Origin of the sequence: Streptomyces sp. NPDC053493 (genome assembly GCF_044544825.1) — a bacterium.
GTDB lineage: Bacteria > Actinomycetota > Actinomycetes > Streptomycetales > Streptomycetaceae > Streptomyces.
In genome coordinates, this window is the sequence record NZ_JBITXS010000006.1 from 448,165 (window position 1) to 472,694 (window position 24,530).

The 24,530-nt window shown below is 74.2% G+C and carries 17 protein-coding genes; 9 read left to right on the forward strand and 8 right to left on the reverse strand.

What is annotated here, in order from left to right; translation table 11 throughout:
• Positions 1–14: 14 nt before the first annotated feature.
• Positions 15–4,910: a hypothetical protein gene (locus ACIGO8_RS20645; RefSeq protein WP_399732346.1), complete on the forward strand. Its 4,896-nt coding sequence runs from the start codon at positions 15–17 to the stop codon at positions 4,908–4,910.
• A gap of 229 nt (positions 4,911–5,139) precedes the next feature.
• Here ACIGO8_RS20645 and ACIGO8_RS20650 read toward each other — a convergent pair whose 3' ends face one another.
• The gene (locus ACIGO8_RS20650; protein WP_399732349.1) at positions 5,140–5,508 is read right to left on the reverse strand and encodes a hypothetical protein; all 369 of its coding nucleotides are present in this window, start codon (positions 5,506–5,508) and stop codon (positions 5,140–5,142) included.
• Between the two features lie 462 nt (positions 5,509–5,970).
• Here ACIGO8_RS20650 and ACIGO8_RS20655 point away from each other — a divergent pair, with 462 nt between their 5' ends.
• From ACIGO8_RS20655 to ACIGO8_RS20670, 4 genes are read left to right on the forward strand one after another with little or no spacing between them, the layout of a single operon-like run.
• Positions 5,971–8,739, forward strand: a complete 2,769-nt coding sequence (locus ACIGO8_RS20655) for a nitrate- and nitrite sensing domain-containing protein (protein ID WP_399732352.1) — start codon at positions 5,971–5,973, stop codon at positions 8,737–8,739.
• Complete coding sequence (locus ACIGO8_RS20660; RefSeq protein WP_399732353.1) at positions 8,736–9,176, forward strand: roadblock/LC7 domain-containing protein; 441 nt, start codon at positions 8,736–8,738, stop codon at positions 9,174–9,176. Before ACIGO8_RS20655 ends, ACIGO8_RS20660 begins: the two co-directional genes overlap by 4 nt.
• A gap of 14 nt (positions 9,177–9,190) precedes the next feature.
• Positions 9,191–9,601, forward strand: coding sequence for a DUF742 domain-containing protein (locus ACIGO8_RS20665; RefSeq protein WP_399732356.1), 411 nt, complete (start codon positions 9,191–9,193; stop codon positions 9,599–9,601).
• Positions 9,582–10,193, forward strand: coding sequence for a GTP-binding protein (locus ACIGO8_RS20670; protein ID WP_399732359.1), 612 nt, complete (start codon positions 9,582–9,584; stop codon positions 10,191–10,193). The genes ACIGO8_RS20665 and ACIGO8_RS20670 overlap by 20 nt, the downstream gene beginning before the upstream one ends.
• 79 nt (positions 10,194–10,272) lie before the next feature.
• On the opposite strand, the gene ACIGO8_RS20675 is transcribed toward ACIGO8_RS20670, so the two are convergent.
• From ACIGO8_RS20675 to ACIGO8_RS20685, 3 genes are all read right to left on the reverse strand, one after another.
• Entirely contained in the window at positions 10,273–11,430 is a 1,158-nt protein-coding gene (locus ACIGO8_RS20675; protein WP_399732456.1) for a lipid-transfer protein, read from the reverse strand.
• 26 nt (positions 11,431–11,456) lie between these two features.
• The gene (locus tag ACIGO8_RS20680) at positions 11,457–11,930 is read right to left on the reverse strand and encodes a Zn-ribbon domain-containing OB-fold protein (protein ID WP_399732362.1); all 474 of its coding nucleotides are present in this window, start codon (positions 11,928–11,930) and stop codon (positions 11,457–11,459) included.
• A 95-nt stretch (positions 11,931–12,025) separates the two neighbouring features.
• Positions 12,026–12,877, reverse strand: a complete 852-nt coding sequence (locus ACIGO8_RS20685) for a M15 family metallopeptidase (RefSeq protein WP_399732365.1) — start codon at positions 12,875–12,877, stop codon at positions 12,026–12,028.
• Between the two features lie 19 nt (positions 12,878–12,896).
• Between ACIGO8_RS20685 and ACIGO8_RS20690 the strand changes: the two genes are divergently transcribed.
• Entirely contained in the window at positions 12,897–13,469 is a 573-nt protein-coding gene (locus ACIGO8_RS20690; protein ID WP_399732367.1) for an NUDIX domain-containing protein, read from the forward strand.
• 66 nt (positions 13,470–13,535) lie between these two features.
• On the opposite strand, the gene ACIGO8_RS20695 is transcribed toward ACIGO8_RS20690, so the two are convergent.
• Complete coding sequence (locus ACIGO8_RS20695; protein WP_399732369.1) at positions 13,536–15,893, reverse strand: glycoside hydrolase family 31 protein; 2,358 nt, start codon at positions 15,891–15,893, stop codon at positions 13,536–13,538.
• Between the two features lie 216 nt (positions 15,894–16,109).
• Here ACIGO8_RS20695 and ACIGO8_RS20700 point away from each other — a divergent pair, with 216 nt between their 5' ends.
• The gene (locus ACIGO8_RS20700) at positions 16,110–18,083 is read left to right on the forward strand and encodes an acetoacetate--CoA ligase (protein ID WP_399732371.1); all 1,974 of its coding nucleotides are present in this window, start codon (positions 16,110–16,112) and stop codon (positions 18,081–18,083) included.
• Between the two features lie 121 nt (positions 18,084–18,204).
• On the opposite strand, the gene ACIGO8_RS20705 is transcribed toward ACIGO8_RS20700, so the two are convergent.
• Positions 18,205–19,521: an aminotransferase class I/II-fold pyridoxal phosphate-dependent enzyme gene (locus tag ACIGO8_RS20705; protein ID WP_399732374.1), complete on the reverse strand. Its 1,317-nt coding sequence runs from the start codon at positions 19,519–19,521 to the stop codon at positions 18,205–18,207.
• A gap of 47 nt (positions 19,522–19,568) precedes the next feature.
• Between ACIGO8_RS20705 and ACIGO8_RS20710 the strand changes: the two genes are divergently transcribed.
• Together ACIGO8_RS20710 and ACIGO8_RS20715 are read left to right on the forward strand one after the other, a co-directional pair.
• Positions 19,569–20,852 (forward strand): MFS transporter, encoded by a 1,284-nt coding sequence (locus ACIGO8_RS20710; RefSeq protein WP_399732377.1) that lies wholly within the window; start codon positions 19,569–19,571, stop codon positions 20,850–20,852.
• 22 nt (positions 20,853–20,874) lie between these two features.
• On the forward strand, positions 20,875–21,804 hold the full coding sequence (locus ACIGO8_RS20715; protein WP_399732380.1) for a hypothetical protein: 930 nt from the start codon (positions 20,875–20,877) through the stop codon (positions 21,802–21,804).
• Between the two features lie 76 nt (positions 21,805–21,880).
• On the opposite strand, the gene ptsP is transcribed toward ACIGO8_RS20715, so the two are convergent.
• Together ptsP and ACIGO8_RS20725 are read right to left on the reverse strand one after the other, a co-directional pair.
• Positions 21,881–23,551: a phosphoenolpyruvate--protein phosphotransferase gene (ptsP, locus tag ACIGO8_RS20720; RefSeq protein ID WP_399732382.1), complete on the reverse strand. Its 1,671-nt coding sequence runs from the start codon at positions 23,549–23,551 to the stop codon at positions 21,881–21,883.
• Between the two features lie 80 nt (positions 23,552–23,631).
• Positions 23,632–24,081 carry a PTS glucose transporter subunit IIA gene (locus ACIGO8_RS20725; RefSeq protein ID WP_399732385.1) on the reverse strand — a complete coding sequence of 150 codons (450 nt, stop codon included), beginning with the start codon at positions 24,079–24,081 and terminating at the stop codon, positions 23,632–23,634.
• Positions 24,082–24,530: the final 449 nt, after the last annotated feature.

A 24,530-nucleotide genomic window follows, 5' to 3' on the forward strand; every position in this document is an offset into this window, starting at 1 on the left:
CGAGAGTCCGCCGCATGTACGAGCTGTCCCGGGTCCGCCTCTACTCCATCGGACCGGCCGGTGCCCGCTACGCCGACACCGTCCTGGACCTGCGCGGAGTCGGCGCGCCCGTGCCGCATCCCGCGCCCACCCAGGCGGAGTTCTTCGAGGAGGAACCGGTCGGCCCGCCGCGCCGCCCGGCGCCCGCCGGCGTGCTCTTCCTGGAGAACGGCGGCGGCAAGTCCGTCCTGCTCAAGCTGATCTTCTCGGTCATGCTCCCGGGCCACCGCAACACCCTCGGCGGCGCCAGCTCCGGCGTGCTGCGCAAGTTCCTGCTCGCCGACGACTGCGGCCACGTCGCCCTGGAGTGGCAGCACACCCTCACCGGCGAGCTCGTCGTCGTCGGCAAGGTCAGCGAGTGGCGCGGCCGCCAGGTCTCCAACGACCCGCGCAAGTTCGCCGAGGCCTGGTACTCCTTCCGCCCCGGTCCCGGACTCAGCCTCGACAACCTGCCCGTCGCCGAGGCCACCTCCGTCCGGCCGTCCGTCGAGGGCGCCTCCGGCGCCACCGGCCGCCGCCGCACGATGAAGGGCTTCCGCGACGCCCTCACCGAGGCCGGCAAGGCCTACCCGCACCTCGAGGTCGTCTGGGAGGAGATCCACGACCGCTGGAACGAGCACCTCGGCGAGCTCGGCCTCGACCCCGAACTCTTCCGCTACCAGCGGGAGATGAACGCCGACGAGGGCGAGGCCGCCGGCCTCTTCGCGGTCAAGAAGGACTCCGACTTCACCGACCTCCTGCTGCGCGCCGTCACCGACACCCGCGACACCGACGGCCTCGCCGACCTGGTGAGCGGCTTCGGCAACAAGCTGGGCCGCCGCGCCGAGCTCACCGCCGAGCGGGACTTCACGGCCGGCTCCGTCGACCTGCTCGGCCGGATCGTCGAGGCCGCCGAGACCCGCGCCCGCGCACGTGACGTGCACGCCGGCGCCGAGCGCCGCACCCGCACCCTCGCCCGCCGGCTCTCCGCCCGCGCCGCCGAGGAACGCGCCCGCACCGCCGAACTCGCCCAGCAGGTCACCTCCGCCGCCCACGCGGTCTCCGAGGCCGAGGAGGCCCGCGGCCGCAGCTCCCTCATCGCCGCCGAACTCGCCTTCCGGCACGCCTCGCTGGCCCTCACCGCCGCGGAGAAGGGCGCCGCCGCGCAGCGCCGCGAGCTGACCGAGGCCCGCACCCTGCACTCCGCCTGGCAGGCCGCCGAGTCCGTGCTGCGCCACCGCGCCGCGAGCGACCGCTCCGCGCGGGTCGCCGCCGCCATCCGTGAGGCCGAGCGGGACGCCGCCCCGGCGCTCGCCGCCCGCGCCAAGGCCGCCGCCGATCTCGTACGGGCGCTGGCCGGCGCCGCGGAGGAGGGCGAGCGGCACGCCGCCGAGGAGGAGGAGCGGTCCGCCGCGCTCCAGGAGGCCGGCGAGGCCGCCCACCGCGACGCCACCGCCGCCGCGACCGACGCCCAGCGGGCCCGCAGCGAGGCCGGACACCTGCGCCAGCGCCTCGCCGAGGTCGAGCAGGAGACGGCCGAGGCCGTCCGGGCCGGCTGGCTCGACGACCAGGCTCCCGACGCCGACCCGGCCCGCGCCGCCCTGGCCGCCAGCGACGCCGAGAAGACCACCGTCGCCGCCTGGGACGCCGCCCGCGAGGCCGCCCGCACCGCGACCGACCGCGCGCGGGAGGCCGCCGCCGCCGAGTCCCGCGCCGAACTCGCCGCCGCCCGCGCCTCCGACGCGGCCGAGGCCGCCGAGAACGCCTACGACGCCGAACGCCGCGCCGCCGAGTCCCTCGCCGCCACGCCGCGCCTGGCCGAACTCCTCTCCCTGCCGGGCGTGACACCGGCCGCCGGTTCGGCCCTGCCGGGCCAGCGAGCCGGTGACACCGACCCGAACGCCGGTGCGGCCGACGGGCCCGCCCGTCCCGGAGCCGTCCCGCCGGGCCGGCGCGCCGCTGACGCCGAGGCGGACCCCGCCGGCAGCTCCTCCAGCACCGACGGCCGCCACTCCCGGTCCGGCTCGAGCGACTCCGCCCCGGGCGCCGACCCGGCCGACGGCCCGTCCCACAGCCGCCCGCCCGCCGCCTCCGACGCCGACGGCCAGGCCGGTGGTGCCCGCTCCGGCGCGGCCTTCGGCCTGCGCCCCGGGCCCCACGGCCCGCTCACCGTCACCGAGTTCGACCGCTACGCCGACGAACTGCGCGCACTGCTCGAGCAGTCCATCGCCTCCGCCGAGCGCCAGCTCTTCGACCTGCGCACGGCCGCCGCCGACGACAACCGGATCCTCGGCGCCCTCGGCGACGGCGGTCTGCTGCCGCCCGGCCCTGACGTCCTGGCCACCGTCGAGTACCTCGGCGAGCACGGCATCCCGGCCCTGCCCGGCTGGCGCTATCTCGCCCAGGCCGTCGACCCCGCCGACCACGCCGCCGTCCTCGCCGCCCGCCCCGAGCTGGTCGACGGCGTCGTGATCACCGACCCCGTCTCGTACACCCGCGCCCGCGAGGTGCTGGGCGGCGCCGCGCTGCTGCCCCGCTCCACCGTGGCCGTCGGCACCGCCGCCGCGCTGCTCGCGCCCGTCCCGGCGCCCGAGTCGGGTCAGGACGCGGACGTGTTCCTCGTGCCGCCGAACCCGGCCATGCACGACGAGCACGCCGCCGACGAGGAGCGCCAGGCGCTGCGCGCCCGGGCCGCGGCCCGGGACGAGGAGATCCGTACCCTCGCCGCCCGCCTCACCGCCGACCGTTCGCTGGCCGCCCGGATCGGCGCCTGGCGCGCCGACTGCCCGCCCGGGATGCTCACCGAGCTCGCCGCCGCGGCGGCGACCGCCCGCACCGCCGCCGAGGCCGCCGTCGCCGCGCTCGCCGAGGCCCGTACCGTACGCGCGGAGGCCGACGAGGCCGCCGCCGACGCCACCCGGGTGCGCGACGAGCGCCAGGAGGCCGCCCAGCGCTCCCGCCGCGCCGCCGACGCCCTCGCCGGACTCGCCTTCCGGCTGCGCGAGCGCTCCGCCTGGCAGGCCAAGCTCCGTGAGCTCGCCGACGAGGCCGCCGAGTGCGAGGCCCGCGCCCAGACCTGCCTGGAGCGCGCCCGCGCCGCCGACGAGGACCGTCGCGCCGCCCAGCGCGCCGCCGACGACGCCCACCGCACCGCCCGCGCCCTGCGCGCCGAGCGCGCGGAGATCGCCGGCGCGCCCGAGACCCTCCCGGAGGAGGACGCCGACGCGCCGCGCGCCGCGCTCCCGACCCTCCGCGAGGCCTACCGGGCCGCCTCCCAGGTGTACGAGAAGGTCGGCGTCGGCGCGGACCTGCGCGCCGAGCAGGCCCGCGCCGAGAGCGACGAGTCCGCCGCGCTCGCCGAGCTCGACCGGCTCACCAACAAGGTCCGCACCCGCGCCGAGCAGCTCCTCGAGTCCACCGACGGCGCCGACGGCCCGTCCCGCCAGGCCGCCGCCGCGCGGGCCGAGGCCCTCGTCCAGAAGCTGGAGTCGCGCGCCTCGGAGGCCAGCGAGAAGCTCGGCCGGCTGCGCGGCGAGGCCGAGCGGCTGGCGCCCGAGGACGGCGAGGCGCACACCGAGCTGCCCGAGGAGCTCGTCCCGGCCGACGCCGAGCACGCCCAGAGCCTGCTGCGCACCGCCACCACCGAACTCGCCGCCCGCACCGACGCCCTGGAGGCCGCGCGCGCCGCCCACACCGGCCTGCTCCAGGCCCACCGGGCCGCCGAGGACGCCGCCGGCGGCTTCGACGAGACCGCGGCGCTCCTGCGCGACCTGCTGCGCGACCACGGCGAGGAGGAGCAGGAGGAGCCCGAGCCGTACCCGGGTCCGCTCGCCGAGGCACGTACCACCGCGGCGGAGGCCCGCCGCTCGCTGCGCTCCTGCGCCGCCGACCTGTCGGCCGCCGACGCCGCCGTCCGCGAGGCCGGCGACATCCTCGTACGCCACGCCAACTCCACCCGCTTCGAGCAGGTCCGCACCCCGGCCCGCCAGCAGATCCGCGAACTGCCCGCCGCCGCGCTGCCCGAGCACGCGGCCAAGTGGGCGGAGGCCTTCGCGCCGCGGCTGCGGGTGCTCACCGACGAGCTGGCGCAGCTGGAGCGCAACCGCGACTCGATCGTGGACCGGCTGCGCGGCCTGGTGGAGTCCGCGCTCGCCACCCTCCGGTCCGCCCAGCGCCTTTCCCGGCTGCCCGAGGGCCTGGGGGAGTGGTCGGGCCAGGAGTTCCTGCGCATCCGCTTCGAGGAGCCCGACCAGGCCACGCTCGCCGCGCGCCTGGGCGAGGTGATCGACGAGGCCACCCGCGCCGCCCTGCGGAAGAACTCCGACCTGCGCAGGGACGGCATGTCGCTGCTGCTGCGCGGTGTGCAGGCCGCCCTCGAACCGAAGGGCGTCGCCGTCGAGATCCTCAAGCCGGACGCGGTGCTGCGCGCCGAGCGCGTGCCCGTCGGACAGATGGGCGACGTCTTCTCCGGCGGCCAGCTGCTCACCGCCGCCATCGCCCTCTACTGCACGATGGCCGCGCTGCGCTCCAACGACCGGGGCCGCGACAAGCACCGGCACGCGGGCACGCTGTTCCTGGACAACCCGATCGGCCGCGCCAACGCCACGTATCTGCTGGAACTCCAGCGGGCGGTGTCGGACGCGCTCGGCGTGCAGCTGCTGTACACCACGGGCCTGTTCGACACCACGGCGCTCGCCGAGTTCCCGCTGGTCATCCGGCTGCGCAACGACGCCGACCTGCGGGCGGGCCTGAAGTACATCAGCGTGGAGGAGCATCTGCGCCCGGGTCTGCCGCAGCCGAGCGCGGAGGGCGAGACGATCCACGGCGAGATCACGGCGACCCGCATGTTCCGCCGTACGCCGGAGGCCGTCCAGGCCGCCGCGTCGGAGTAGCTGACGCCCACGCGGCCGGCGAGGCCGACAACGGCCCGCTACGACCTACGGCCCTGCTGCCTACGGCGACAGGAAGCGGCCCGGTCCCCCGAGCGGAGGGACCGGGCCGCTCGCCGTTCCGCGTCCGTACGCCGCCCGCGGGCGGCTCAGCCGGACCGTCAGATCAGCCAGGCCGGTCAGGCCGGGGTCAGGCCGTCACGTCGGTCAGGCCGTCACGTCGGCCGGGCCGTCAGGCCGCCTCGGACAGTGCGTGCCCCTCGGCCCGCTCCTCCCGGCGGCGTTCGCGCCGCAGCCGGCGCGCCGTGCTGCTCGGCTCGGACACCACGCCGTTGCGCTGGCGCCAGACCTGACGGGTGATCCACACGTCGAGCACGCTCCAGGTCGCCACCACGATGCTGCCCACGGCCGTGACGGTCAGCGGAAACGCCAGCCACGATCCGGTGACCGAGCAGAAGAAGGCGACCATCGCCTGGATCAGTGTGACCGAGGTGATCAGCACGGCCCGTACCGCCGCCGTCCGCACCGGATCGGGCATCCGGACGCGACCCTTCTCGTCCTCCACCCACAACTGCCCCACCGGTCGCGCCTCGTGTCCCATCGCGCTGTCACTCCCCACCAACGATGTTTCCCAGGGAAGCTGCTGCCCGTCTTGCGCCGCTTTACGCGGACACAACCCTCCCCGGTACAGAATGACGCACGAGTGAGGGAAAAGGTTTCGGCGGGGTCCCTTCCCGGGGCGCGGCGCCACCTGCACTCCAGGGACCGGAACAAACAGTTCCAGCCATCTGTCAGGAGACAGAAAGTGGTGAACTGTCAGGTGTCCTACGCCACACCGGCGGAAGCCAACTCCCCGAATACCGGGACATCTCATGATCAACACTCACTCGACCGGCTGAAAATCGACCGGACGCGCCTTCGAGTTGGCTGTGATGCAGTAGTAGGCTCGCGCCGCCGTTTGTTGAAGCCGAATGTTGACGCCGAATGTTGACGCCGCGTGTGGACGTCGGGCGTGACGATGTGAGGGACCTCCGTGGCCGCGGAGGCCGAGCTGGGGGAGGCCATGCGCTTTCGCGGGAAGTCCATCCGCAGGAAGATCGTGGCGTTGCTCCTCGTGCCGCTCGTCTCGCTCACCGGCCTGTGGGGCTTCGCGACGGTCCTCACCGGTCGCGAGGCACGCCAACTCCTCGACGTCGGCTACATCGTCGACAAGATCGGCTACCCGATCGAGGACACCGCGCGGGTGATCCAGAAGGAACGCCGCCAGTCCCTCGTCTACCTCGCCGACCCGCGCGCCGCCGACGCCCCCACCCGGCTGCGCGAACAACGCGAGGCCACCGACCGGCAGATCGCGCTCATCCGCCGCAACGCCGCCGACCCCGGCGTACGCGGCGACATGAACCCCGTCACCTCCCAGCGGCTCGACTCCGTGCTCGAAGCCCTCGACGGCCTCTCCTCGCTGCGCCGCTCCGTGGAGAACCGCAGCATCGGCCGCATGCAGGCCCTGGAGTTCTACAACCGGCTGGTCGACCCCTGCTACGGCTTCCTCATGACGCTCCACGCCCTGGAGAACGTCGAGATGGACAAGCAGGGCCGCGCGCTCGTCGGCGTCACCCGCGCCCGTGAACTCCTCTCCCGCGAGGACGCCCTCGTCTCTTCGGCCCTGATCGCCGAGCGCGTCACCGCCGAGGAGGTCCGCGCCGTCACCGACCTCGTCGCCGGCCGCAAGCTGCTCTACGAGGCCAACCTGGAGGTCCTGCCGGGCTCCGAACGCGACCGCTTCGAGAAGTACTGGGCCGGCGCCGCCACCGCACCTCTGCGCACGTCGGAGGAGGCGGTCATCTCCGCGGGCGCCACCGAGCACCCGCGCGCCGTCTCCGCCGAACACTGGCAGGAGCAGGCCACGCCCGTCCTCGACACCCTCGCCCACGAGAACACCGCGGCCGGCGACCGCTACAAGGACCGCGTCCAGCCCGCCGCCTACCGCGTGCTGCTCAAGGCCGGCGTCGCCGGCGTCCTCGGCTTCGTCGCCCTGCTGGTCTCCGTCATCGTCTCCGTACGCGTCGGCCGCGAGCTCGTCCGCGACCTGCGCCGGCTCCGCAAGGAGGCCCAGGAGGTCTCCGGCGTCCGGCTGCCCAGCGTCATGCGCCGCCTCGCCGCCGGCGAACACGTCGACGTCGAGACCGAGGTGCCCCACCTGCGGTACGAGGACGACGAGGTCGGCCAGGTCGGCCAGGCCCTCAACACCCTCCAGCGCGCCGCCGTCGAGGCCGCCGTCAAGCAGGCCGACATGCGCCGCGGCGTCGCCGAGGTCTTCGTCAACCTCGCCCGCCGCAACCAGGTCCTGCTGCACCGCCAGCTCACCCTCCTCGACACCATGGAGCGCCGCACCGAGGACACCGACGAGCTCGCCGACCTCTTCCGGCTCGACCACCTCACCACCCGCATGCGCCGCCACGCCGAGGGCCTGGTGATCCTGTCCGGCGCCGCGCCCTCCCGCCAGTGGCGCAAGCCCGTCCAGCTCATGGACGTCGTCCGCGCCGCCGTCGCCGAGGTCGAGGACTACGAGCGCATCGAGGTCCGCCGGCTGCCCCGGCTCGGCGTCGGCGGACCCGCCGTCGCCGACCTCACCCACCTCATCGCCGAACTCCTCGAGAACGCCACCGTCTTCTCGCCGCCGCACACCGCCGTCCAGGTGCTGGGCGAGCGCGTCGCCAACGGCTTCACCCTCGAGATCCACGACCGCGGCCTCGGCATGAGCCCGGACGCCCTCCTCGACGCCAACCTCCGCCTCGCCGAGACGCCCGAGTTCGAGCTCTCCGACACCGACCGCCTCGGCCTGTTCGTGGTCAGCCGCCTCGCCCAGCGCCAGAACGTGCGCGTCTCGCTCCAGCCCTCGCCGTACGGAGGGACCACCGCGGTCGTCTTCATCCCGGCCGCGCTGCTCACCGACGCGCCCGAGACCCAGGGCGCCGGCTTCCGCCTGGACCGCAAGACGCCGGACCGGGCCGGCCGCGAGCAGGGCGACACCTCGGGCCCGGAAGGCCTGCCGAGCCGCCGCCCCGCCCTGACCACCGTCTCCGACACGGCCCTCGACGGACCCGTCGAGCTGGAGGCCCCGCTCGACACCGACGGCTTCGACGCGCTGCTCGGCGGCGCGGCCGACCTCCTCGACAGCGAGAGCGAGCGCGGCGGCCTCTTCCGGGCCCGCGAGCACCGCCGCCGGGGCGAGCAGCACCAGCAGACGCCCGACCACGCCGGCGGCCGCGCGGACGAGGACGACGCTCCCGCCGCACCCGTCCGGCTGCCGCGCCGCCGCCGCCCGCCGACGCTCGTCGTCGACCGCGGCCGGCGCCTCGACGAGGACGGCCGCGCCCACCCGGCGGCCGGCCCGGCCGACGAGGACGAGCCCCGCGAGGGCCTGCGCGACGCGTCCCGGCCCGCCGGGCCGACCGCCGCCGCGTCCCGCGACGACGCCCGCGACGGGGCCCGCCCGGACGACACCATGGAGCTGGCCCGCGTCCGCCCGGCGCCCACCCTCGTACCCGTACCGCAGGAGGGACCGGCACCGTTCGGCGGACTGCCCCGGCGCGTGCGGCAGGCCAGCCTCGCGCCCCAGCTCCGTGACACCGCCGCGCGCCCCGACCACCGGTCGGCCACCCCGGCGGCCCCGGCCGGCACCGGCCAGGGCGCCGAGACCGACTCCTTCGAGCGCGACGCCGAGGAGGTGCGCAGCCGCATGGCCTCCATGCAGCGGGGCTGGCAGCGCGGCCGGCGGCAGAACGCCGAAACGACAGCACCTGGAACGACACCCGAGGGGGACGGTCGATGACCGCACCGAACGCCGCAGCAGCCCACAGCTCCACCCACGGCAACGGGGAGCTGAACTGGCTCCTCGACGAACTGGTCCAGCGCGTCGGCTCCATCCGCAAGGCCCTGGTGCTCTCCAGCGACGGCCTGCCCACCGGCGCCTCGCAGGACCTCTCCCGCGAGGACGGCGAGCACCTCGCCGCCGTCGCCTCCGGCTTCCACAGCCTCGCCAAGGGCGTCGGCCGCCACTTCGAGGCGGGCAGGGTCCGCCAGACCGTCGTCGAGCTGGAGGACGCCTTCCTCTTCGTCACGGCCGCGGGCGACGGCAGCTGCCTGGCCGTCCTGGCCGACGCCGACTCGGACGTCGGCCAGGTCGCGTACGAGATGACCCTCATGGTCAAGCGGGTCGGTGCCCATCTCGCCACGGCGCCCCGGTCCGGGCTGCCCACCGGAGGATGAACAAGGGGGACGGCATGACCGACGCAGCAGACCAGTCCCACGAGGACACGCTCGCCCGCTGGTTCGACGACGAGGCGGGCCCGGTGGTCCGCCCGTACGCGATGACCCGCGGCCGCACCAGCGCCGCGACCCGCCACCGGCTCGACCTGATCGCGGTCGTGGTGCCCGAACCGGCGGCCGACGACCCCGGCCGCGACCAGACGCTGTCCCCCGAGCACGTGGAGATCGTCGAACGCTGTTCCGAGCAGCCGCAGTCGATCGCCGAACTCGCCGCCGGACTCGACCTGCCCGTCGGGGTGGTACGGGTCCTGGTCGGCGACCTCGTGGACGACGAACTCGTGCACGTGACCCGCCCCGTTCCGCCGGCCGAGCTGCCGGACGTGAGCATCCTTCGCGAGGTGATCAATGGCCTTCGGGCGCTCTAGCTCCAGCCGCAGGCAGCCGCCGGTCGAACCGGTGACGCTGAAGATCCTGGTCGCGGGCGGCTTCGGGGTCGGCAAGACCACGCTGGTCGGCGCGGTCAGCGAGATCCGGCCGCTGCGGACCGAGGAGATCCTCAGCGAGGCGGGCCGGCCGGTCGACGACCTGCACGGCGTCGAGGCCAAGTCGACCACCACCGTCGCCATGGACTTCGGCCGGATCACGCTGCGCGAGGACCTGGTCCTGTACCTGTTCGGCACGCCCGGCCAGGACCGCTTCTGGTTCCTGTGGGACGAGCTCGCGCAGGGCGCGCTGGGCGCGGTCGTGCTGGCCGACACCCGCCGTCTGGAGGACAGCTTCGCCGCGATCGACTACTTCGAGCGGCGCGGGATTCCCTTCACCGTCGCCGTCAACTGCTTCGAGGGCGCGCGCCGTTACGCGGCCGAGTCCGTGCGCGGCGCGCTCGACCTCGATCCCGAGGTGGAGCTGCTGATGTGCGACGCCCGCGACCGCGAGTCCGTGAAGAACGTCCTGGTGGCCGTCGTCGAACACGCCCTGGCCCTCGCCGAACACCGGCCGGCGGCCGTCACCACCTGACGGGACGCCGCCGGGCCCCGGTGGACACGGCCGGAAGCGTCCGGCCCGTGACCGGCGCGCGCGGCGTCGCCCCGGGTCGCTAGCGGACCGCCACCACCGCCGAACCATGGCCGAACAGGCCCTGGTTGGCGGTGATCCCGGCGCGCGCACCCGGCACCTGCCGGTCGCCCGCCGTGCCCCGCAGCTGCCAGGTCAGCTCGCAGACCTGGGCGATGGCCTGCGCCGGCACCGCCTCCCCGAAGGAGGCGAGTCCACCGCTCGGGTTGACCGGCAGCCGCCCGCCCAGTCCGGTCGCGCCCTCCCGCAGCAGCTTCGCGCCCTCGCCCGGCGCGCACAGCCCGATGTCCTCGTACCACTCCAGCTCCAGGGCCGTGGACAGGTCGTACACCTCCGCCAGGGACAGGTCCTCCGGGCCGAGCCCCGCCTCCTCGTACGCGGCCCGCGCGATCGACGCCCGGAAGGTGTGCGGCGCGGGCGGCACCACCGCGGCCGAGTCGGTCGCGATGTCCGGCAGGTCGAGGACCGCCTTCGGGTAGGTCGGGGTGACCGTGGACACCGCGCGGATACGGACCGGGTCCGGGTGCCCGTGGCGCCGGGCGTAGTCCATGCTCGACAGGACGAGCGCCGCGCCGCCGTCGGAGGTCGCGCAGATGTCGAGCAGCCGCAGCGGATCGGCGACCACGGCCGACGCCGCCACCTCCGCCGCGCTCACCGGCTTGCGGTAGCGGGCCAGCGGATTGAGCGCGCCCGCCGCCGCGTTCTTCACCTTCACCCGGGCGAAGTCCTCGGGCGTGTCCCCGTACAGCGCCATCCGGCGGCGGGCGTAGAGCGCGAAGTAAGCGGGATTCGTCGCTCCGAGCACCCGGAAGCGCAGCCAGTCCGGGTCGTCCGGCCGGTCGCCGCCGGCCGGCGCGAAGAACCCCTTCGGCGCGGCGTCAGCGCCGACGACGAGGACCACGTCCGCCAGTCCGGCGAGGATCTGCGCCCGGGCGGTGCCGATCGCCTGCGCGCCGGACGCGCAGGCCGCGTAGACGCTGGTGACCCGCGCGCCCTGCCAGCCGAGCGCCTGGGCGAAGGTGGCCCCGGCCACGTAACCGGGATAGCCGGAGCGCACGGTGTCCGCGCCGACGACCGACGTGACGTCCGGCCAGCCGATCCCGGCGTCGGCGAGCGCGGCCCGGGCCGCGGCCGTGCCGTACGAGACGAAGCCGCGGCCCCACTTGCCCCACGGGTGCATCCCCGCGCCGAGGACGGCGACGTCGGTCACGCCCCGGCCTCCTTCACCACGGGCCGCCAGTGCCAGGTGGTCCAGATGTGCTCGTCGTCCTCGTCGAGCACGCCCGGCACGAGCTCCACCTCCGCGCCGACCGCGAGATCGGCCGTCCGCACGCCCGGCGCGGCCTGGCCGAGGACCACCATGGCCTCCTCGGCCAGTTCCACGGCGACGAGCGTGTACGGCTCCCAGGGCGCGTCCGGGTCGGAGACGTACGGCGCGGGCGGTCGGTAGCGGCCGTCGGTGTACGACCAGACGCGGCCGCGCCGGGACAGCGGCGTCTGCGTCAGCTCGCCGCCGCCCGGGCAGTGCGGATTGCGGCACCAGTCGTCCTCGCGCGGGAAGAAGACCGACGCGCAGGCGGTGCAGCGGGTCCCGAGGAGCCGGAACTCCTCCTCGGGAGCGGTCCCGTCCGGGTCGTGGGTGAACCAGCCGGCCACCACCGGCCTGCGCGTCCGAGCCATCCGTCGCCCCTCCCGCTGTCCGCCTGTCCGCCGGTCCGCACGCTGTCTGATGATGCGTCAGAAGTCTGGCACGGGCGGGACGGAGGGGGAAGACGTCAGTGCCCCGCCACCGACCTCCGAGCCACCGGGAAGTCGAAGAACGTGGCCGGGAACGGCTCCGGCTTGAAGGTGAAGTGCCACCACTCCTCGGGAAGATTGACGAAACCCTGCTCGGCGAGCGCGCTCCTCAGCAGATCCCGGTTGGCCCGCTGCACGCCGCCGATCCGCGGGTCGTCGGTGTGCGAGAGGGTGTCGAAGCAGTCGAAACCCGTTCCCATGTCCACCGAGTTGTCCGGGAAGCGCTCCGCGCGCGGCTTGAAGCACTCCACCTGCGGCTCGCCCGGCACGTACGGGCGGGTGGGCACGGCCGGCAGCCGCACGATCGTCAGATCCACGGTCGAACCCCGGCTGTGCCCCGACTTCTCCGCGATGTAACCGTCCGCGAACAGCCGCGGCTTGTCGACCAGCGGATAGAACTCCTTCTTCATCCGCTCGTCGGCCAGGTCCTTCGCCCAGCGCACGAAGTGGTCCACCGCGCGCTGCGGCCGGTAGCAGTCGTACACCTTCAGCGTGTAGCCACGGGCGAGCAGCCTCACCTGCGCCCGGTGCAGCGCCTCGGCGGCCGGGCGGGTGAGGATGCACACCGGCTGGCGGTAGCCGTCGACCGGCTCCCCGACGAAGTTGTGCCGCGTGGTGTAGCGCATCTCCTGAAGGATCGTCCGGTCCACCCGGTCGAGGGCCACGAACTCCGGCGGCGCCTTGGGCTCCGGCGCGGCACCGGCCGGGACGGCCGTACCGGTGGCGGCGCCGACGGCGAGCAGCCCGGCGAGGACCAGGCCGCCGAGGGCACGGAGAGCGGAGATACGTCCTGTCGTTCGATTCGGTCGGTTCGTTCGCTTCAGTCGCATCGGTCGCATCGGTCGTGTCATGGGGATCGTCTACCAGCTCCGGCAGCGGCGGGAAAGGGTGATCGCGTACGGTCGGGCCGTGACCGACTCCTCAGCGCACGCGCACTGTTCGTCCTGCGGCACCCGCTACCCGGCCGACGCCGGCTGGCCCCGCACCTGCCCCGGCTGCGGCACCACCGCCTACCGCAACCCGCTCCCGGTCGCCGTCGCCCTCCTGCCCGTCACCGACGCGCGCGGCACCGCCCTCGTCGTCATCACCCGCACCATCGCGCCCATGTCCGGCCGGGTCGCCCTGCCCGGCGGCTTCATCGACCACGGCGAGGACTGGCACGAGGCCGTGGTGCGCGAACTCCGCGAGGAGACCGGCATCGAGGCCGCCGCGGCGGACGTACGGCTCGCCGACGCCCTCAGCTCCCCGGCCGGGCACCTCCTGCTCTTCGGTCTCCTCCCGGCCCGCCCGGCCGCCGCCCTCCCGCCGTCGGCCGCGACGGACGAGACCAGCGGCCACCACCTGCTGTACGGCCCGGAGGAGCTGGCCTTCCCGCTGCACACGGAGGCGGTACGACGCTTCTTCGCGGGCGCGTACGCCTGACGGGACATCGGATCCAGGATCCAGGATCCGATATCCGGGATCCGATATCCAGGATCCCGGATCCGCTCACCCGCCGAGGCCCCGCACCCGCACCGGCAGTCCCGCCGCCTCCACTCCCGCCTCCGTCACCCGCTCCACCACCACCCGGCCGTCCACGAGCCGCGACTGGTAGCGCTCGATCTCCGCCGGCTCCCAGCCGTCACCGGTGTCGCGGACCACCAGGCCGCCGCCCGTACGGCCCGCCGCCGGCGCCCACACCTCCAGGGCCAGCTCCTCCTCGCCCTCGCCGCGCACCGGGATCACCGCGCCCGCGCGGGCGAGGACCGGCACCCGGGAGAGCGGGGCGTCCAGCAGCACCTGCCCGGGCCCTTCGTACGCCTGCCCCGTCGCCGTGTCGTACCAGCGCCCGCGCGGCAGCCGCACCGCACGCCGGTCCGCGCCCCGGGAGAGCACCGGCGCGACCAGCAGCGAGTCGCCGAGCAGGAAGGCGTCCTCGCAGTCCCGCAGCGCCCGGTCCTCCGGCGTTCCCCACCACACCGGCCGCACATAGGGCGCGCCCGTCATCCGGGCGAGCCGCGACAGGGTGACGAAGTACGGCCGCATCCGCTCGCGTTCGGCCAGTGCCGCGCGCGCGTGCGCCAGGACCTCGCTCCCGAACTCCCACGGCTCGCGCCGCCCGGCGTCGAACGCCGCATGGGTCCGGAACAGCGGCAGCCACGCGCCCAGCTGATACCAGCGCAGGAACAGCTCCGGCGACGGGTGCCCGTCGAAGCCGCCCACGTCCGGTCCCGAGTAGGGCACTCCGCACAGACCGAGCCCGAGGACCAGCGCCAGCGAGGCCCGCAGCCCCGGCCACCCGGACGACACGTCGCCCGACCAGGTCCCGCCGTACCGCTGCATCCCCGCCCAGCCGGACCGCGTGAAGAGGAACGGCCGCTCCTCCGGCCGCAGCATCCGCAGCCCCTCGTATCCCGCCTGCGCCATCGCGAGCCCGTACACGTTGTGCGCCTCCCGGTGGTCCCCGCCCCGCCCCTCCAGGCAGTGCCGGGCCGAGCGGGGCAGGGTCTGGTCGCCGAACGGGGCGAAGGACACCGGCTCGTTCATGTCGTGCCACACGCCGGAGAAGCCCTGCTTCAGCCGCTCCTCGTACAGCCGGCCCCACCACGTCCGCACCACCGGATCGGTGAAGTCCGGATAGGCGCACTCACCCGGCCACACCACTCCGCGCACCTCCTCGCCCCGGTCGTCCCGCACGAACGCCCCCGCCGCCCGGCCGCTGTCGTACACCGGATCGCCCGGCTCCGCCTTCACCGCCGGGTCCACGATCGACACCAGCCGCACCCCGCGCTCCCGCAGCTCCTCCGCGAGCCCCGGCAGGTCGGGAAACCGCTCCCGGTCCACGCTGAACACCCGGTGCCCGTCGTAGTGGTCGATGTCCAGGTGCAGGGCGGACAGCGGCAGTCCACGCTCCCGGTAGCCGTCCACCACCCGCCGCACCTCGCGCTCGCTGCCGAAGCCCCAGCGCGCGTGCTGCGGTCCCAGCGCCCACGACGGCGGCAACGCGGGCGCGCCGGTCAGCGCCGCCCAGCCGTGCAGCACGCGCGCGGGCGTGCCGACCACCACCCAGCAGCGCAGCGGACCGCCGTCCATCCGCACCTCGCTCGTGCCCGGCCGGTCGTGCCCGGACCCGGCGCCCTCCTCGCCCTCGGCCAGGGTCACCCGGCCGTCCCACGAGTCGTCGTAGAACGCCAGATGCGTCCCCGCGTCCGACACCACCAGCTGCACCGGCATGGTGATGTACAGCGGGTCGTCGCCGGGAGCGAAGCTCCCCTTGGGGTCGGTGTTCCACAGCCGGTAGGAGCCGTCCCGCAGCCGCGGACCCGAAGCCCGCCCGCCGAGCCCGAAGAAGCGGGCGTCCGCCGGCACCTCGCTGCGCTGCGCCCAGCGCGCCGTCCCGCCGCCCACCGGCTCCCACCAGCGCGGCGGCAGCTCACGGCGCAGCGCCACGCCGCCCGGCGTGCGCACCTCCACCGCGCCGTGCCGGGACACCGCGACCGTCACCCGCTCCGACACCACCCGCCAGCCGCCGTCCGTGTCCGGTTCCAGGACGGCCCGCGGATCCGGCTCGGGCGGGTCGCCGGCCAGCGCGTACGACGGCAGCGGCCCCGCGCCGTCCCAGCCCCAGAACACGGTCCCGCCCGCCGACACCGAGATCCGCAGCTCGGATCGGGCGAAGCGGACGATCCCGCCGCCCGGCAACGGCTCCGCGTCACCCACCGGGCCCGGCACCCGGGCCCGCTCCGCACCCCTCGGCGGCAGCGCCCGCGCGTCGGTACGGCGCTGCCGCCACGCCGACCGCACCGCCCGCAGCCCCTGCACCGAACCCAGCACCTTCACCGAACGCACCAGCTCACGACCGTCCATGCAGCTCAGACTGCCATCCGCGACAGGCCGCACGAGCGTCGTTCAACTGCCGTTCACCCGTGGTGGGAGCACATATTCAGCTACCGGACCATGGGCGGGGAACCCTGGTGCGAAAGAGGATCACATGGCATCGTCCCTGTCAGCCGCGTCACGCGCACACCCCAGCACGTGCGCGCGACACACGCAGACCCCGCGTACAGCCAGGGAGCCGACCCAATGACATCAGCGCAGACCGAGCCGCTTTGGCAGCCCGACGAGGACCGCGTCGCCGCGGCCGCCGTCACCCGCTTCCAGGCCTGGGCCGCCGAGCGCCACGGAGCGCCCGCCGAAGGCGGCTACGCGGCCCTGCACCGCTGGTCCGTCGACGAACTCGAAGCCTTCTGGGCGGCCGTCACCGAGTGGTTCGACCTCCGCTTCGCCACCCCGTACGAGCGCGTCCTCGGGGACCGCGCCATGCCGGGCGCCGACTGGTTCCCGGGCGCCACCCTCAACTACGCCGAGCACGCGCTGCGCGCCGCCGAGGAGCGCCCCGACGCCACCGCCCTGCTCCATGTGGACGAGACACACGAACCGACCCCGATCACATGGGCCGAGCTGCGCCGCCAGGTCGGCTCGCTCGCCGCCGAACTCCGCCGTCTCGGCGTACGGCCCGGCGACCGCGTCAGCGGCTATCTGCCCAACATCCCCGAGGCCGTCGTCGCGCTCCTCGCGACCGCCGCCGTCGGCGCCGTGTGGACCTCCTGCGCTCCCGACTTCGGCGCCCGCAGCGTGCTCGACCGCTTCCAGCAGGTCGAACCCGTCGTCCTGTTCACCGTCGACGGCTACCGCTACGGCGGCAAGGAGCACGACCGCCGCGACACCGTCGCCGAGCTGCGCGCCGAACTTCCCTCGCTGCGCGCCGTCGTGCACATTCCCGTCCTCGGCACTCCCGCTCCCGACGGCGCCCTGGAATGGGCCGCGCTCACCGCCGCCGACACCGAGCCGGTCTTCGAGCAGGTCCCCTTCGCCCACCCCCTGTGGGTGCTGTACTCCTCGGGCACCACCGGCCTGCCCAAGGCCATCGTGCAGTCCCAGGGCGGCATCCTCGTCGAGCACGTCAAGCAGCTGGGCCTGCACTGCGACCTCGGCCCGGACGACGTGTTCTTCTGGTACACCTCCACCGGCTGGATGATGTGGAACTTCCTCGTCTCCGGCCTGCTCACCGGCACCACCGTCGTCCTGTACGACGGCAGCCCGGGCTATCCCGACACCGGTGCCCAGTGGCGCGTCGCCGAACGCACCGGCGCCACCCTGTACGGCACCTCCGCCGCGTACGTCATGGCCTGCGCCAAGGCCGACGTGCATCCCGGCCGTGACTTCGACCTGTCCAGGGTGAAGTGCGTGGCCACCACCGGCTCCCCGCTGCCGCCGGACGGTTTCCGCTGGCTGCACGACGAGGTCCGCCCGGACCTGTGGATCGCCTCCGTCAGCGGCGGCACCGACGTCTGCTCCTGCTTCGCCGGCGCCGTGCCCACCCTGCCGGTCCACATCGGCGAGCTCCAGGCCGCCTGTCTGGGCACGGACCTGCAGTCCTGGGACCCGTCGGGCAAGCCGGTCGTCAGCGAGGTCGGCGAACTCGTCGTCACCAACCCGATGCCGTCCATGCCGATCCGTTTCTGGAACGACCCGGACGGCAGCCGCTACCGCGACAGCTACTTCGAGATGTTCCCCGGCGTGTGGCGGCACGGCGACTGGATCACGATCACCGACCACGGCTCGGTCGTCATCCACGGCCGTTCCGACTCGACCCTGAACCGTCAGGGCGTGCGCATGGGAAGCGCCGACATCTACGAGGCCGTCGAACGCCTCCCGGAGATCCGCGAGTCCCTCGTCATCGGCCTCGAGGAGCCGGACGGCGGCTACTGGATGCCGCTGTTCGTGCACCTCGCGGAGGGCGCGAGCCTGGACGAGGACCTGATCGGCCGGATCAAGAGGACGATCCGCTCCGAACTGTCCCCGCGCCACGTCCCCGACGACATCATCGAGGTCCCCGGCGTCCCGCACACCCTGACCGGCAAGCGCATCGAGGTGCCGGTCAAGCGCCTGCTCCAGGGCACGCCCATGGACAAGGCGGTCAACCCGGGCTCCGTCGACAACCTCGACCTGCTGCGCTTCTACGAGGAGCTGGCGCGCAGCCGCAAGGCCGAGTAACACCGGCCGGCGAACCGCCGGCCGGACCGGGGTGAGGGCCCCGCGCACGCGCGCGGGGCCCTCACCCGTCACCGTCCCCGGTCGCCTCTCACCTCGCCGCCCGTGGATCACCGTCCGTGCGTCATCCGCCGTACGTCGCCTGCGCGTCGCCGAGCACGGACGCGAAGTCGGCGGCGAGCCGCTCGGCGTCCGCCGGTTCGAGCGTCGCCGTCGTGATGCGGACGGCGGTGGGCGCGGCGATCCGGAAGCGGGCGCCCGCGGACACCCACCAGCCGTGCGTCCGCAGTCCGTTCACCACCGCCGACTCGTCACGCACGGGCACCCACACGTTGAGCCCGCCGCCGCCCGCGCGGATGCCGTACGAGCCGAGCGCGCCCAGCAGGGCCTCGCGCCGTTCCCGGTACGCGGCTTCGCCGGCCGCCACGAGCCGGACGACCTCCGGGTCGGAGAGCAGGCCGACGACCGTCTCCTGCAGGACGTGGCTGACCCAGCCCGACGTCATGACCATCCGGCCGTCGTGCCGGGCGAGGGTCACGGGATCGCCCGCGACGGCCGCCCAGCGCAGGTCGACGCCCAGCCGCTTGGAGACGGTCCGCACCTGCGCCCAGCGGTCCAGGCCCGCGGCGCTGAGCGTGGGCGCCGGCGGTCCCGCGAACTCCACGTTGTAGTCGTCCTCGACCACCAGGACCTCGGGGAACTCGCGGAGTAGTGCCACCAGTTCGTCGCGGCGGGCAGGGGAGAAGGACGCTCCGGTGGGGCACTGGGCGCGCGGGGTGCAGACCACCGCCCGGACGCCGGTCCGCAGCGCCGCGCGCAGGGCGTCCGGCGTCATTCCCTCGTCGTCCACGGGCACCGGCACCATGCGCAGGCCCAGGGCCGGGACGAGGTCCAGGAGGTGGTGGAAGCCGGGGTCCTCCACCGCCACCGCGTCGCCGGGCCGCAGCTCCACGGAGAGCAGCCGGGCGATGCAGTCGAGCGCGCCGTGCGCGAAGGTCACCGCCTGCGCGGGCACGCCGTCCCGGGCGAACCAGGCCCGGGCCTGCTCCTCCAGCGTCGCGAGCCGGGGCGCCGCGCGGTGCGAGCCGTGCACGGGCTGCACCTCGGCCGGAGGCCGCAGCACCGGCAGGAAGGCGGGATCGGGAAGGCCCGTGGCCAGGTCGACGAGGCCCGGCGGCACCCGCGGCGGCCGGCGTGAGGCGACCGAGGGGGCCTCGGCCACCACCGTGCCGCCCCGCCCGCGCGTCACCACCAGACCGCGCTGCCGCAGCTCCTTGTAGGCGGTCGCCACCGTGCCCGGGCTGACGCCCAGTTCGTCGGCGAGGCGTCGTACCGGAGGCAGCGCGTCGCCCGGCGCGAGCTCGCCCTCGGTGACGCCACGCTCGACGGACGCGGCGATTCCCTTGGCTGTCGTCCCCTGGATCGCATATTGTGTTGCCACGTACTGAACTATGTATCAATACATAACTCGCGTCAAGGGGGAACCGAGTGAGCCGCCCGACCTCGTGGCACCGCACCACGCTGGACCGCATACCCGGAGGCCGCGACGGCCGCCGCATGCTCCTCGTCAGCATCATCGACAAGACCGGCACCGGCCTCTGGGCCGGCTGCACCGCGCTCTACTTCACCTACGTCTCCGGACTCGGCCTCGGCCAGGTCGGCCTCCTCATGACCGTCTCCGGCGGCGTCGGCATCGCCGGCGCACCCCTCGCCGGCCGCCTCGCCGACCGCCTCCCCCTCGTCCGCGTCATCGCCGGCGCCCAGGTCATGCGCGGCGCCGCCCTCCTCGCCCTCCTCACCACCGACAACTTCCTCCTCCTCACCCTCTACTCCGCCCTCGGCGCCCTCCCCGACCGCGCCGGCAGCGTCCTCATCAAGCTCTACGCCGCCCGCCTCGCCGGACCCGACCGCGTCCGCTACCAGGCCATCCAGCGCACCACCGTCAACATCGGCTGGTCCATCGGCGGCCTCGGCGCCGCCGCGGCCCTCGCCACCGGCAGCACCCACGCCTACGCACTCCTCCTCGTCGGCAACGTCCTCACCTACCTCGTCATCGCCGTCCTCACCCTCCGCTGCGCCGAACCGCCCGCCCCCTCCCGCGTCGCCGCCACCGCCGCCGACGCCCCCAAGAGCCGCCCCGCCAACCCCTGGCGAGACCGCACCTTCCTCGCCTACACCGCCACCGAAGCCGTCCTCTTCCTCGACGACACGATCCTCCAGGTCGCCGTCCCGCTCTGGATCGTCCACGCCACCGCCGCACCCGTCGGCCTCGCCCCGCTGCTCCTCGTCCTCAACACCGTCCTCGTCGTCCTCTTCCAGGTGCCCCTCGCCCGTTTCGGCGCCACCACCCAGGCCGCCCGCCGCCTCCTCGTTCCCCTCGCCGGCCTCTTCGTCATCGGCACCCTCGCCCTCGCCGCCTCCGCCACGGGCGGACGCGCCCTCGCCATCACCGCCCTGTGCGCGGCCGTCGTCGCCCTCACCTTCGCCGAGATCATCCACGCCACCGCCTCCTGGGAACTCTCCGTCGCCCTCGCGCCCGGCGAAGCCCAGGGCGCCTACCTCGGCGTCCACGGACTCGCCCACTCCACCCAGCGCTTCGCCGGCCCGCTCCTCGTCACCGGCGTCATGGCCGCCGGGCCCCTCGCCTGGCCCGTCCTCGGCCTCGCGCTCGTCGGAGCCGGCGCCGCCCAGCACCGCCTGATCCGCGACCGCATCACCAAGGCCGCCCAGCCGTCACTGTCAGTCCCCGCGGTTACGGTGAGTGAGCACTGATCGACAGCGCTCAGGGGGAGACATGACCGAGCAGCACCACCGCACCACCCCGCCCGGCACGCCCGGCACGCCTGGCACCAGCGCCGCACTCCGCCGCGCCCTGCGCCGCGAAGTCGCCGGCACCGTCGCCGTCCTCGCCGACGAGGACGACTTCACCGCCATGCGGCAGTACGACACCTTCGCCTTCGACGACCACAGCCGGTACCTCGCCCACGTCGAAGAACTCCTGCGCACCCTCGCCGCCCACGGCGGCCACACCACCGTCGCCCTCTTCGACCCCGAGGACTTCGCCGACTACTGCGCCGACACCGGCCTCGACCCCGACCAGCCCACCAGCCGCAGCCGCTACACCGCCGAACGCGCCGCCACCGGCGCCCGCGTCCTCTACACCGGACAACCCCTCCAGACCCTCGTCCCCCTCCTCATCGACACCGCCGTGCGCCGCGCCACCTGGGAATACGCCACCATGCTCCTCACCGACGCCGGCACCTGCGCCGACTGCGGCCAGGACATCGGCCGCGCCTCCTTCGACCGCGCCTCCCAGCTCCTGCTGCGCCTCCTCGACGCCGCCGGACCCGGCACCCACCACCTCGTCTGCAGCGTCCCCGCCGAAGACGAACAGCTCGTCGCCGCCCTCCACACCACCCGGGACACCACCGGCCCCGCCCGCCTCGACAGCTCCCAGGCCGCCGAGTTCGTCACCGTCCTCGCCGCCGGCCTCGCCCGGAACACTCCCGGCGGCGTCGTCCTGCGCACCCTCACCCCGGGCGCACCCGACCGCCTCCACGGCTGGCGCCTGCACGCCGGCGGCCTCCAGCCCCTCACCGAGGCCGAGGTCTTCGACGCCTACTGCACCGACGCCCGCACCGGCGAACCCATCGCACCCGAACCCCACGTCGACTACCGCCCCGGCTTCCCCCTCCCGCCCGACGACGACCCGCACCTCCACTGACGCCGAAGGGGCTCCCCGCCACACCGTGGCGGGAAGCCCCTTCAACACCTGACGACGACGGCCCGGCGGCCCGGGATCACTCCCCGGACAGCACCGCCTGCGCCGCCACCCGCGCGTCGTGCGCCGTGTCCGCCGCACGCGCCGCGGCCGCCGCACGCTCGCACTGCGCCAGCGTGTACTTCGCCAGCGTCGCCCGCACATACGGAATCGACGCCGCACCCATCGACAGGGAGGTCACACCCAGACCCGTCAGCACACACGCGAGCAGCGGATCCGACGCCGCCTCACCGCACACACCACAGCTCTTGCCCTCGGCCTTCGCCGCCTCGGCGGACAGCGCCACCAGGTCGAGCAGAGCCGGCTGCCACGGGTCCTGCAGCCGCGACACCGCACCCACCTGACGGTCGGCCGCGAAGGTGTACTGCGCGAGGTCGTTCGTGCCCAGCGACAGGAACTCGACCTCCTGCAGGATCGAACGCGCCCGCAGCGCGGCGGACGGAATCTCCACCATCGCACCGAACTTCGCCCGCAGCCCCGCCTCACGGCACGCGTCGGCGAACGCCTTCGCATCCGTGCGGTCGGCCACCATCGGCGCCATGACCTCCAGATACACCGGCAGACCCTCGGCCGCCTTCGCCAGCGCCGTCAGCTGCGTCCGCAGCACCTCCGGGTGGTCAAGCAGCGTCCGCAGACCCCGCACGCCCAGCGCCGGATTCGGCTCGTCCGCCGGCGTCAGGAAGTCCAGCGGCTTGTCCGCGCCCGCGTCCAGCACCCGCACGACCACCCGGCCCTCGGGGAACGCCTCGAGCACCTTGCGGTACGCGTCGACCTGCTTCTCCTCCGACGGCGCCTTGGCACTGTCGTCCAGGAACAGGAACTCCGTACGGAACAGACCCACGCCCTCGGCACCGGCCTCGACCGCCGCCGGAACGTCCGCGGGCCCGCCCACGTTCGCCAGCAGCGGCACCTTGTGCCCGTCCGACGTCGCACCCGGACCGCTGGAAGCGGCCAGCGCCGCCTTCCGCTCCTCCGCGGCCCGCGCCAGCGCCGCCTTCTTCTCCTCGCTCGGATCCACGAAGATCTCGCCGGTGGAACCGTCCACCGCGATGACCGTGCCCTCCGCGAGCTCACCCGCACCCGGCAGCGCGACCACGGCCGGCACACCCAGCGCCCGCGCGAGGATCGCGCTGTGACTGGTCGGCCCGCCCTCCTCGGTCACGAAACCGAGCACCAGCGTCGGGTCCAGCAGCGCCGTGTCGGCGGGAGCCAGGTCCCGCGCGATCAGCACGTACGGCTCGTCGCTGTCCGGCACGCCCGGCATCGGCACACCCAGCAGGCGCGCCACGATCCGGTTGCGCACGTCGTCCAGGTCGGCCACCCGGCCGGCCATGTACTCACCGGCGCCCGCGAGCAGCTCCCGGTAGTGCGAGAAAGCGTCGTAGATACCGCGCTCGGCCGTGCTGCCGACCGCGATCCGGCGGTCGACGTCGGCGATCAGCTCCGGGTCCTGGGCGATCATCGCCTGGGCCTCCAGCACCGCCTGCGCCTCGCCACCGGCCAGATTGCCCCGCGCGATCAGGTCGGCCGCCACAGCCTCCACGGCCTGACGGGCGCGCCCCTGTTCGCGCTCCGCCTCATCGGCCGGAATCTGCTTCGCCGGCGGCTCGAGGACCGCCGTGCCCATGTGCCGGACCTCGCCGATCGCCACTCCGTGGCTGACGCCGACGCCTCGCAGCGTTGTCTCCATCTCACCCGTCTCCGATAGAGCGGCGGCCGGACCGCCGCGTTGAATGTCGTGTGCGCGCTCGTACGAGGACGAGCCGGCGGTCAGCTCCAGGAGAAGAGCTCGTCGCCGGCCTTGACGTCCCCGTCCTCGCGGACGGCGGAGAGGGAGTCGGCCGTGGCCTCCAGGGCGACGACCGGACAGATCGCGGACTTGCCCGCGGCCTCGACCTCGGCCGGGTTCCACCGCACGACCGCCTGTCCGCGCTGCACGGTGTCCCCCTTGTTCACGAGGAGCTCGAAGCCCTCCCCGTTGAGCTGGACCGTGTCGATCCCGAGGTGGGTGAGTACGCCGTGGCCCTCGCTGTCGACGACGACGAACGCGTGCGGATGGAGAGAGACGACGACGCCGTCGACGGGCGAGACGGCCTCGGACGGCTCGCGCACGGGGTCGATGGCGGTGCCGGGACCGACCATGGCGCCCGAGAAGACGGGGTCGGGTACAGCGGTGAGACCGATGGCGCGTCCAGCGAGTGGCGACGTCACGGTTGTCATGGGAAGCCTCCCAGGGGCGGAGATGGTGTGTCGCCGTCACTGCCTGTCCTGGACGGCGTACTGTTTCAGAAGCCTATGTCATAGGAAGTCCAGGTTCCGCACGAGACGTACCAGTTGGCGGACCTAGGGACTACCGGAAACGATTTGCCTCAGGTGACGTAGGGATGTACTGTCGTACTCCTGCCTGACCCCAACGCGACGTTGAGTCGTGGGTCGGCGGCACCTATCAAGCCAGATCCTAACCCCAGTGGTCTACACCTCTGCGTTGCCTCGCGGAGGGTGGTCAGGGGGAGTGAAAAAGCCTGGTAGTGTTTGACCCCGTCGGAAGGCCTCGGAAAAAGACGAAAGTCGAAATCGGGACCGGAAAGCACCGAGGAAATCGGATCGGAAAGATCTGATAGAGTCGGAAACGAAGGAAGCGCCCGGAGGAAAGCCCGCGAGGGTGAGTA